The following is an 11155-nucleotide window of genomic DNA, read 5'->3' on the forward strand; positions in this document are numbered from 1 at the left end:
GGCCCTTCTTGCAAGGTAGACTGATGGGGCGGACGGTATTCGCCCGCGATGGTTTGCCAAGCGGCGGGGGCTTTCGCGCGGGGTTACCGCGAAAGCCCTCGGCGGTTCGCAAATCCTTTATCAAACGAAAGGACATGCAGATGAGTTTGGGAAAGCTGACCGTCAACGGTCGCCAGGATGGCTTTTTGTGCGAGGGCAAACCGTTCTTCTGGTTTGCCGATACGTGCTGGAGCGCATTTACGAGCATCGCCGAGAACGACTGGGATTACTACCTGACCCGCCGTGCCGAGCAGGGCATGAACGCACTGCAGATCAACACGCTGCCGCAGTGGGATCGCTGCTGCCCCGACCTGGGCATTTGGCCCTATGCCAGCGAGGACGGCGTGCACTTTGATTGGTCCCGTCCCAACCAGGCGTACTGGGATCGTGCCGCCGCCATGTGCCGTGCTGCCGTCGAGCACGGCATTCGTCCGGCGCTCGTGCTCATGTGGTGCAATTACGTGCCCGGTACCTGGGGCGCCAAGATCGCCGAGCGTTGCGGCGCCGAGGTTATGCCGCGTGAGGAGGTTCGCGTCCACGTTGCCCGCGTCGTCGAGAACCTGGGCGAGTTCGACCCCGTCTACGTGGTGACGGGCGATACCGACTTTGCCGGCGACGAGGCGATCGCCTATTACGAGGACGCCCTCGACGAGGTCGTCAAGCGCGCGCCCGAGGCACTGCGCACCATGCATATCAACCGCGGTAACCGCACCATTCCGGCGCAGTATCTGGACCGTCTGGACTTTTATATGTTCCAGCCCGGCCACAACTACGAGGGCCAGCCCGAGGCATGGCGTCTGCCGCAGGACTTTATCGCCAACTATCCCAAAAAGCCGATGGTCAACTCCGAGCCTTGCTACGAGCAGATGGGTGCGTCGCGCAACGTCTACTGGCGTTTTACCGCGCAGGATTGCCGCGCGAGCGTATGGTCGTCGATTCTTGCCGGCGCCAGTGCCGGCGTGACCTATGGCGCACACGGCGTGTGGAACTGGCAGACATCGCGCAGCCAGGGCTCGGTCCTGGGCGAGGGCTTTGACATGCCCTTCCGCTGGCAAGAGTGCCTGCAGTTTGCGGGTGTGTGGGACTTTGGCGCGATCGAGCACGTGCTTGCCGCCCTGGGCGCTACGGCTGCCGACGATGCACTTGCCGTGGTTCCGGCGCAGGAGCTCCTCGACGACGCGCGCGAGTCCATCCGTGTGGCGCGCGTTGGCGATCGCATCGTCGCGTACCTGCCGCGTACCACGGCGCTCAAGTTTAAGCTCGACGGCGCGCGTGGCTGGACGGCGACGGTCCTCGACATGGAGGACAAGCGCATCGCAAAGCTGCCCGTCCGTGACAACGGTGACGGCACCGTGCGCGTGGCGCAGCATCCCTTTGAGCACGACGCGCTGGTGATCCTGGCCCCCGGGCGCTAACGGCTCTTCTCCAACATTTACAACCCAGTCCCTTTCATTAGACTGCGACGGAATGGTTCCTGCATGACGGCTTTAAGCTGCCAAGGGGAGCCATTCCGTCGCACTCTTTGTTTACTCATTGGGGACGTACTTAAATGAGTGCTTAAATGAGTGGCAGTTGGAGGGCACTCCTTGTCGAGCTGCAAGCCGCGCGCGCCCCTTCTGGGTCATGCGGCTCAAAATCGCGGCGTCATGCGGACGGCTGGGGTCGAATTTGCAACATTTCGAACTTGGCTTCGATATTGAGATTGGTTCTTTATTAAAATGGTGTTCCGGACAACAAAGCGGGTGGGGGTTACCATGAGGGACCTGGGAGACACAACCGCATATTTGCGCCGGGGCATGCGGGAGATTCTGTGCCTAGCGCTGTTCTTCTTCACGTTTTTGGCGTGCGAGTATTTCTTTGATGCGCGCATGGCCGAGTTCGTGCCATCGAGTGAGGTCGTCATCTACGAGAGCATCGTTGTCGGCGCGAGCGTGATTGGCTTTTTCGTGCGCCCATTTCTGTACTATCGCCGTCCCCAGACGATCGATGCGACGAGCGATATTACGGGCGTGCTGTTGGTATCGGCGTTGCTGCTGATGATTATGGCAGTGCGGTTTGAGGTAGTAATTGCCGGCGGCCTGGTGGCGTGCTGCGCCCTGGGCTATTGCGGATCGACCGCCCATGCCAATCTTGCGCGGCGTTTTGCGCAGACGCCCTGCCTGGCGCGCGCCGTGGCGGTTTCCTATGCTGCGGGCATTTTGGTGCAGGTGCTCAACCATATGGTGATGCCTGCGGGCATTCCCCAGCAGTCTGTTCTCATTGCCTGTGCGATCGCGCTGGTGGGGCTGCTTCACGGTGCCCGCCGCGCTAAATTGCGTGATGAGCCTGCGCCCGAGTTCGAGGTCGGGATTGCCGAGCTATCGGTCGATGCGTCGGAGCGTGGCGCCAGGTGGCACGATGACCCCGAGGCAAAGGCGGCCTTTCAGGGTGCCGTGGTGCGTCTGACGGTGGCGACCGCTTGCCTCACCGGCGTGTTCGCGGCCCTCAATGCCGGCCTTACGACCTCGCATGCCGCTGGCGCTATCGATCTGGGCGACTGGCCGCGCTTGCTGCTGGTTGTGAGCGCCCTTGCCGCCGGCGTCCTGTATGACCTGCGTGGGCGTTCGTATATGAATATCATCATGACGTGCGCCGCCATGCTGTCCACGCTCTCGTTCTTTGTACTTATCACCGATGGCAACGGTGGCAACACGCTTGCCGCCACGATTATCTTTTACCTTGGCACGGGCTTTTTCGTGGTGTTCTTCACCGCGAAGTTCGCCGCGATTTCGATGTATGCCCGCTGGGCGTATCTGTGGCCGTGCATGGGCCGTGTTATCAACAACGTTTGCTCGATACTCGTGACGGCTCCGGCGGTGGCGATTATCTCGAGTCAAAACGTGCTGGCGGCAGTGAGCGTCGTGCTCGTGCTGTTTGTCGGCATCGCGATTTCGCTGTTAGGGCAGTTTAGACAAGACGGTGAGGGCGAGGCGACGCACGGCGGGCTGGCGCTTGCCACCGACGATCTTGGCGTGAGCTGTGAGCCCGGCCAGGCCGACACGGTGCCCCTGGAGGCGCCGGAGCTTTCGTTTGACGATCGGCTCGATGGCTTCGTTGCCGCCTTTGGGCTCACCAAGCGCGAGCGCGATGTTCTGGAGGCACTGGTCGTTTCGGACGACAGCGTGCAGGACGTGGCGGCGGCACTCTTCCTTTCGCGTTCCACGCTCTATCGCCACATCGCTTCGATTAACAAAAAGACAGGTGCCTCCTCGCGCGTAGCCCTCATCAACTTCTTCTGGTCCTGGACACCCCAAGACTAGCTAACCACCACAAAGGGGACAGGCACCTTTGTGGTGGTTTTTTACCTGCAAAAATATGAATATGAGACATTTGTCACCTGCCGTTTTGGTGCTCAAAGGCATATGAATGTGATGCTGAGCAGAGCAGAACGGAGGGGGTGCACCTATGGCGTCTCGGGGTTGCGCGTCTAATAAAATTGCGGGCGCGCTTATCGCCGTGGTGGTCTTTGCCGCGGCGGTGACACTCATGCGAGTTTACGTTGCCGGCGACCATGGCGCTCAGGGAAAGACTGCCGCGCAAGTGTCGCTCAACGATTGCGCTGCCGTTCCGGTGGCGGTCAAGCTTATCGAGGACGGGGAGGCGCGGACGGCCTATGAGACCGACGATGCCGAACTGGTCGCATCGACTTTTGCCGCGCTCGATGGCTGCACCGTGGGGGATGCGGTGGATGAGCGGACGAGCGATGCCGGCCGAACGCTCGTCTTTGTCTATGCGGATGGCTCGGAGCAATCGGTAGAACTTGAGGGCAAAAACATCGTGCTCGATAAGACGGCGTATCGACTTAACGGTGCCGATGAGTTATGGCGGCAGCTTGCTGCAATCAAAAACAGCTAACGAAATTAGGGATGTACGGGATGAGTGACTTGAGATTCTGCCCGGCGTGCGGGGCGCAGCTGCCTCGGGTCGCCGGCGTGCCGGTGCGATTTTGCCCGGGGTGCGGCGTCCGACTTGAGGGCGTTGTGGGCTACTCGGGCGCCGTGGGGGCTATAGATGGGGCGACTGCCGATGACGATGCGGACGAAGGCGGCGACCCGAGTGTGGACGCGCCGGCCGATGCGCCGGTGGAGACTGCCGGCGTCGCGTCGTCTCGTGACGCAGCCACGACGGATGCGCCTCACATCGGTGACCTTGAGCTTCATGCCGCATGCGATACCTCTGGCGGCCAGGCACTCGCGCAGGTGGTGCTGCCGCGGGGCTGGCATATCGAAGAAGCGCATCTTGAGCGCAGCGGCAGTTTCGACTGCCCGATTTCGGTTGGCGTGACGGCGGCGGGTCCGATGGGTGAGCGGATTATGTACCGCTCCGAGCTCTGCTACGTGGATGCGGGCGCCGTTGCCAAGCGTATCCCCACGCAAACCGAACGCAAGGTGTTTGTGCACGTGGAGGCAGCTTGCGACGAGCTGGCTCAGGCCTGTGCAGCACGGCTGGGCGCGCGGGCAGAGGTTGTTGCCGAGCAACCGTACCCATCGAGCGCGGCGGTCGATATCGAGCGCGAGCGTGCCCGCGTAAAGCGCGAGGCGGCAAACGACTTTGCAATCCAGGGCTTTTCGATGGAACCGAGTGATGTGGTCTATGAGTGCCGCATGCGTCGATATCGGCTCACGGGCGCTCCGGTGCCCACCGAGCTCGCGGTGGCGGCCAAAGTCGAGGGCTATATGTTTTCAATCGGAGGCGTCGCGGGTTCTATGGGCAAAGGTGTTGCCGCTGGGGCCGAGGCGCTGCTGGGCGCGAGCCTTTCGAGTGGGCTGATCGGCGGTGTTTTGGGCAAGCGCCTGCGCGAGCGCAAGGCGGCGGCAGCGGCGGGACAGGGCGTCGCGCAAGAACAGCCCACGGGTCGAGGCGGTTGCCCGGACGGAGCGTCGTTCGAGCTGGGTGCGGCCGACCTGCTGCAGTGGCGTATCAGGGACAGCTTCTGTTTGGTTGCGCCAGAAGGTCGCCTGGAAGAGGCGGCCTCCACGGCGCTTGCATCAATGGCGTCGACTCTGCGGCTCAATCCGGCGATTGCACGCGAGGCGTCAGCTCAAAAGCAACAGATGGTGCTTGAGCAGCGCCAACGCACGCAGATGAACATTGCCCAGCAGCAACAGCAGTTTGCAGCCTGGCAACAGATGCATGCCTCGCAACAGGCGGCGTTCGACAGCTACCAGCAGGCGTGGTTCGATCGCAGCGACCGTCAGCACGCCGCGAATATGGCTGCCAGCGCCGTCAATTATTCCAGCGCGGGCGTGGGGACGGGCGCCGCCTCGTATTCCGATGCCATTCGCGGGGTCAACCATTACGCCAGACCCGACGGCACCGATGTCGAGGTCTCGGTGATGGCCGACCAGGCCTGGGTCAACGGTTCGGGCGATGTGATCGGTACACGCGATGGTTTTGAACCCGGTTTTGGCTGGACGGAGCTGCCTCGTCAATAGCGTGAGGCGGCTTATGTGTGAATCGATGCCGGATGTGTTTCTCGGCATGGTGATAAAGAACGGGAAAGGAACAATGATGAGGGAGACGGTACTTTCGCGCACGGCATTTGTCGCGGCGGCGGGAACGGCGCTGCTGACGCTTGTGGGGTGCGGCGGACAGCGGACGCAGGATGCGACGGGTTTTAACGATGACCGCCCGGTAAAGGACAAGATGGACGCGGGTGCGACGTCGGGCGATTCCGGCGATGCGGACAGCGGCTCGGCGGATGCGTTCGATACGTGGTCGGATGATTGCTGGGATGCGCACCGCAACATCAGCATCGCGGCGCTCCTCGAGCTTAAGGGCTGGCAGTTGCAGGAGTTTGCCTCGCAGCAGGGCTATACCTGGCAAGACGCGCTTGAGATGTACGAGGACGAGGCGGGACACGTGCTCAGCGTCTGCAATATCAGCAAGGACGGCGCGACCGAATGGCTCGGCGAGGACGAAATCGGAAAGCTCGACAAGGGCGGCACCGGAAGCACCGTGATGTTCACGCTGCAACTTTCGGGCTATTCGAGCTGCGAGGATGTTATCGCGGGCTTTTCCGTGCCGGTCGAGGACCGGGCGCAGATTACTTCGGGCTCATGGATCGCGTGCGTATACGGTTCTAACATGGCGCGGCACGTTGCCATGGCGAGTCCGATGGAAAACGGTGACTACCGCTTGGATCTCATTACCGAGGAGGCTATCAAGACCGGTAGGTTTACCCAGGGCGGCGGTGCTCCGACGATAGACGAGTTTTGGCAGGAAAAGACTGGACGCGCGCTCGGCTAGGTGCGACGTGGCCAATACCATAGCGAGGAACGAACATGATGAATGAAGTGACGATGAACCGTGCGGCCTTTGTGGCAGGCGCGGGTGCGCTGGCTTGTGCGCTGGCTGGCTGCTCGGGCGGATTGGGCGGCGCGGGCGGTGCCAAGAAGGCGACCACGGCGGACGCCGCCTGTGTAGACGACAACGCCAACGTGACGGTCTATGCTGCGATCAACTTGGACGGCGCCGACCTGGTGCGCCTGCTCAAGCATCAAAACTATGAGTGGCAAGGCGAGAGCGTGGGCTACGGTGCCGCCGATGACGCGGGACTTTTCGCTTTTACCTTTTCTAAGATTTCGGATGACGTGGACGAACTTGCGAACAGCGCGATACCGCTTTCGGAGTCCGAGTACGAGGAACTTGAGCCGGGCGGCGGAGACGATAGCGTGGCGATTTTGCTCTCGGTGGGCGGCTATACGACGGGCAATCGTGCGCTCACCGGCGCAATCGGCGATGCGGCGATAGTGCAGGAGAAGTGCACAATCGACGATTCCGTGTATTGGCTGGTCAAGGCGCTCGACGGCAGCCGTTACGTGATTTCGGCCTACGACACCGAAGATGATGGCGACAGCGCGCATGACATCTATATCTATAGTGAGTCTTTTATTCACACCGGTTATCTGAGCGGCGGCGACCAAATCGATATTGACGAACTCTGGAGCCGCCTGACCAATGCCTCGTAGCGCACCAAAACCACCACAAAGGGGACAGTGAGGCGGGACTTTTTGACCGCCTGATGGGTCGAGCGTCACAACTCGTGCGTTACAGCAGTTCGCCGTGGCGGGCGATGTAGCGGCGCTTGGCCAGCTGGGTGAGTGCGATGTAGGCGGCGACGATGCTGACGAGCAGCGCTAAGAAGCTCGGCGGCAGCGGCATGAGGTCTAGCGCATCGGCGATGGGGCTTGCCGGCAGCCAGGTGACGAGTACCAGACCCAGCACGGTGAGAGCGCACAGTGCCGGCGCGGCGTGGTCGCGCGCGCTCGGCAGACGCGGGGAGCGCAGCATGTGGATCACGAGCGTCTGCGACCACATGGACTCGACAAACCAACCGCTCTGGAAGAGCGCCGTAAAGGCCGCCATGTCTGCGACGTCGCCTACAGTGGCAAGCTCTGCCCAGCTTGAGCCCACGGCGGCGGGGCACACCACAAAGAAGAGCACGGCGAAAGTCACGATATCAAACAGTGAGCTCACGGGACCCAACTCGAGCATAAAGCCCTTAATGGACGCGGCATCCCAGGCGCGCGGACGGGCGGTCCAGGCGTCGTCGACGGTGTCCCACGGCAGCGCGATGCACACGATCTCGTAGACCAGCGACAGCAGCACCAACTGCAGAGCGCTCATGGGCAAGAACGGCAAGAACAGGCTCGCGACGGTCACGGATAGCACGTTGCCAAAGTTGGAGCTCACCGTGGTCTTGAGGTACTTGAGTAGGTTGCCGTAGGTGCGGCGGCCTTCGATGATGCCGCGCTCGAGCACGCCCAGGTCCTTCTGGAGCAAGATGATATCGGCAGATTCCTTGGCAATGTCGACGGCCGAATCGACCGAGATGCCGCAATCGCTCGCACGCATGGCGGCGGCGTCGTTGATGCCATCGCCCATAAAGCCCACGGTGTGGCCGAGCAGCTCGCGCATGACACGCACCAGACGCGCCTTCTGCAGCGGCGAGAGCTTGGCGAAGAGGTGGGTGTTCTCGGCGCGCTCGGCAAGTTCGGCGTCATCGAGCGCATCGATCTCGGAGCCGAGCAAGACGTTGCTCGCGTCGATACCGATCTGTTCGCAGACGGTGGCCGCGACGCGGTCGTTGTCGCCGGTCAGGACCTTGACTGCCACGCCCTTGGCCTCGAGCGTGGCGACGGCGCCCGCGGCACTCGCCTTGGGCGGATCGAGGAAGGCCAAAAAGCCCATCAACACCATGTCGCATTCGTCGGCGATGCCAAACTCGTCCACGCAGCGCGGATTGGTTTTCTGCGCCACGGCAATCACGCGCAGGCCCTCGGCGTTGAGCCCGGCGACCTGCTTGCGAATCTGGGCGAGCTTATCTTCGGTAAGCGGCTGGGCGGCGCCATCGACCTCGACAAAGGAGCAGATCTCGAGCATTTCCTCGGCAGCTCCCTTGGTGACCATCTGGGTTTTGCCCTGGGCGTCGGCGACAACTACGCTCAGGCGACGGCGCGAGAAATCGAAGGGCACCTCGTCGACCTTGGTATAGCGGTCGCGCAGGCTCTGGCCCAGCATAGAATCGGGCACGACGGTCGAGGGCGTCACATCGGCACGGTCGATGACGGCCAGGTCGATAAGGTTTTTGAGGCCGGTCTGGAAGAAGCTGTTCAAAAACGCATGGCGCAGCACGCGCGCATCCTCGTTGCCGTCGGTGTTGAGGTAGCGCTCGAGCACGATGCGGTCTTCGGTGAGGGTGCCGGTCTTGTCGCAGCACAGGACGTCCATCGCGCCGAGGTTTTGGATCGCCGGCAGCTCCTTGACGATAACCTGGTGGCGGGCGAGGTCCTTGGCGCCCTGCGACAGGCTCGTGGTCACGATGACGGGGAGCATCTGCGGCGTGATGCCCACGGCCACGCTCGTGGCGAACAACAGCGCATCGATGACGTTGCCCTTGGTGGCGGCGTTGATGGCAAAGACCGCCGGCGCCATAACGAGCATGAGGCGCACGAGCAGCATGGAGACGCTCGAGACGCCGCGGTCAAACGCGCTCTTCTCGCCGCGCCCGTTGAGCATCTTGGCGATGCCGCCCAGGTAGGTGTCCGAGCCGGTGGCAACGACAAGCGCCATGGCGGTGCCGTTTTGCACGGAGGTGCCGGTAAAGACGATGTTCTTGCAGGCAGAGAGTGGTAGCGCGGAGCCGTCGGCACCCTCGACGACGGTGATGGCAGCGGTCTTCTCGACGGCCTCGCTCTCGCCGGTGAGTGCGGACTCGATCACAAACAGGTCGCGCGCGGTGATGATGCGGGCATCTGCCGGCACCATGTCGCCGGCAGAGAGGCGGATTACATCGCCGGGGACGAGCTCGTCGAAGGGGATCTCGACGCGCTCGCCGTCGCGCAGGGCACAGCAGGTGTTGGAGACCAGGTCCTTAAGGGCCTCGGCCGCATTGCCGCTGCGGGCTTCCTGGATAAACTTCATGCCGCCCGATACCAGCAGCATGATGCCGATGACGATGACCGTGGAGGGGTCACGCTGCAGCTCGGGCACGGCGAGCACGTCGATGTAGAGCGAGACCAGTGCGAGGGCGGCGAGGATGCCAGCGAAGGGATCGACGAACGCGTCGGCGATGCGGCGGGCGAGCGTCTTGGTCGGCGCTTCGATGGTGTTGGGGCCGACGGCGCTCAGGCGCTCGGCGGCGTGCTCGGCGATGAGCCCGTCGGCTGTGGCGTCGAACAGCACGAGGGCATCCTCGGCGCTATGGGTGGCGGCGAATATGGTGTTCTTGGACATGCCGGTGTGAGCGGCGGGGCGCGCCGTGCGGCGGCGCTTGGAGATAGCTTCGAGTACCGTGGCGGTTTTGAGCATCAGCATAGGGTCCTCCTTGTTGAAGGGAGTTAGCGTACGTGTCGTATTTGCTTCAAAAAACTAGATGTCGCTCACGTCATGCTTTCGAACCACCACAAAGGGACAGGCACCTTTGTGGTAGTTTTGACGATCGGCTGTTGGCGCTTATGCGTGCGCGGAATCCTCGCGGCGTGCCGAGGGCGACATGCAGGTTTTTCGACTATGACTGCCTTCCATGGCACACCTCCTTAAGGCCGGGCGCGGCGCGCTTTGGGTATCTCGTACCCGTTACAATCCGCCCGTATTCTTGATGAGGGGGTTTGCCGTGTCAACCCCAATGTTTGGAAAACCATTGCCCCTGACAAAGCCTTTACAGAATGCCGAGGCCCCAAAGCGCGCCCGCAACGCGCCCTGCCTGCGCTAAACTGGAAGGCACGTACGCGATTACGAGAGGAGCCCGCATGGAGGCTTACAAGCAAGAGTTCATCAAGTTCATGGTTGAGTCCGACGTTCTTAAATTCGGCAGCTTTACGCTCAAGAGCGGCCGTCAGTCCCCGTTCTTTATGAACGCCGGCGCCTATGTGACGGGCTATCAGCTCAAGAAGCTGGGCGAGTATTACGCCCAGGCCATCCACGATAACTTTGGCGACGACTTTGACGTGCTGTTTGGACCGGCCTACAAGGGTATTCCGCTGGCCGTCGTGACCGCAATTGCCTACCACGAGCTGTACGGCAAGGAGGTCAAGTACTGCTGCGATCGCAAGGAGGCCAAGGACCACGGCGCCGACAAGGGCAACCTGCTGGGCTACGAGCCCCAGGACGGCGACCGCGTGGTCATGGTCGAGGACGTCACCACCAGCGGTAAGTCCATCGACGAGACCTATCCCAAGGTCAAGGCTGCTGCCGATGTCGAGATCAAGGGCCTCATCGTGTCCCTCAACCGCATGGAGGTCGGCAAGGGTGGCGTGACCACCGCGCAGAAGGAGATCGAGGCCAAGTACGGTTTCCCCGTCGCGAGCATCGTCTCCATGGCCGAGGTCGTCGAGACCCTCTACAACCACGAGATCGACGGCAAAGTCGTCATCGACGACGAGCTCAAGACCGCTATCGACGCCTACTACGAGCAGTACGGAGCTCGTTAGTTACGGCGTTTTACCAAACGCCGTAACTGCTCGACGCTGCAAACCCGCCAGAGCGGCAATCTGCCTTTCAACTTCGGCGGCATGACCAGAAGGTCAATGCCGCCTCGTTTCAAGGCACCTTGCTCGCTCTGGCGGGTTTTCGC

8 protein-coding genes are annotated in these 11155 nt (G+C 62.0%); 7 read left to right on the forward strand and 1 reads right to left on the reverse strand.

All coding sequences use genetic code 11. The annotated features are described in order from the left end of the window. Nucleotides 1-140: 140 nt before the first annotated feature. The 6 genes from DW171_RS09075 (at nucleotide 141) to DW171_RS09100 (ending at nucleotide 7049) form a co-directional block, all read left to right on the forward strand. A complete protein-coding gene (locus DW171_RS09075) occupies nucleotides 141-1454 on the forward strand; it encodes a DUF4038 domain-containing protein (protein ID WP_118271017.1) in 1314 nt (437 codons plus the stop codon). Between the two features lie 339 nt (nucleotides 1455-1793). Further along, complete coding sequence (locus DW171_RS09080; RefSeq protein ID WP_158571049.1) at nucleotides 1794-3338, forward strand: helix-turn-helix transcriptional regulator; 1545 nt, start codon at nucleotides 1794-1796, stop codon at nucleotides 3336-3338. A gap of 145 nt (nucleotides 3339-3483) precedes the next feature. After that, nucleotides 3484-3933, forward strand: a complete 450-nt coding sequence (locus DW171_RS09085; protein WP_118271019.1) for a hypothetical protein — start codon at nucleotides 3484-3486, stop codon at nucleotides 3931-3933. 20 nt (nucleotides 3934-3953) lie between these two features. Continuing rightward, nucleotides 3954-5513, forward strand: a complete 1560-nt coding sequence (locus DW171_RS09090; RefSeq protein WP_147357357.1) for a zinc ribbon domain-containing protein — start codon at nucleotides 3954-3956, stop codon at nucleotides 5511-5513. A gap of 76 nt (nucleotides 5514-5589) precedes the next feature. Beyond that, nucleotides 5590-6327, forward strand: coding sequence for a hypothetical protein (locus DW171_RS09095; protein WP_117862810.1), 738 nt, complete (start codon nucleotides 5590-5592; stop codon nucleotides 6325-6327). A gap of 35 nt (nucleotides 6328-6362) precedes the next feature. Beyond that, a complete protein-coding gene (locus tag DW171_RS09100) occupies nucleotides 6363-7049 on the forward strand; it encodes a hypothetical protein (RefSeq protein WP_117634529.1) in 687 nt (228 codons plus the stop codon). 79 nt (nucleotides 7050-7128) lie between these two features. Here the strand turns inward: DW171_RS09100 and mgtA are convergent, their stop codons facing one another. Further along, nucleotides 7129-9897: a magnesium-translocating P-type ATPase gene (gene mgtA, locus DW171_RS09105; protein ID WP_118271021.1), complete on the reverse strand. Its 2769-nt coding sequence runs from the start codon at nucleotides 9895-9897 to the stop codon at nucleotides 7129-7131. Nucleotides 9898-10331: 434 nt separating this feature from the next. Between mgtA and pyrE the strand changes: the two genes are divergently transcribed. Then, nucleotides 10332-11012 carry an orotate phosphoribosyltransferase gene (gene pyrE, locus DW171_RS09110; protein ID WP_117655467.1) on the forward strand — a complete coding sequence of 227 codons (681 nt, stop codon included), beginning with the start codon at nucleotides 10332-10334 and terminating at the stop codon, nucleotides 11010-11012. The last annotated feature ends 143 nt before the right edge of the window (nucleotides 11013-11155 follow it).

It is taken from the genome of Collinsella sp. AM15-2 (assembly GCF_003471985.1).
GTDB lineage: Bacteria > Actinomycetota > Coriobacteriia > Coriobacteriales > Coriobacteriaceae > Collinsella.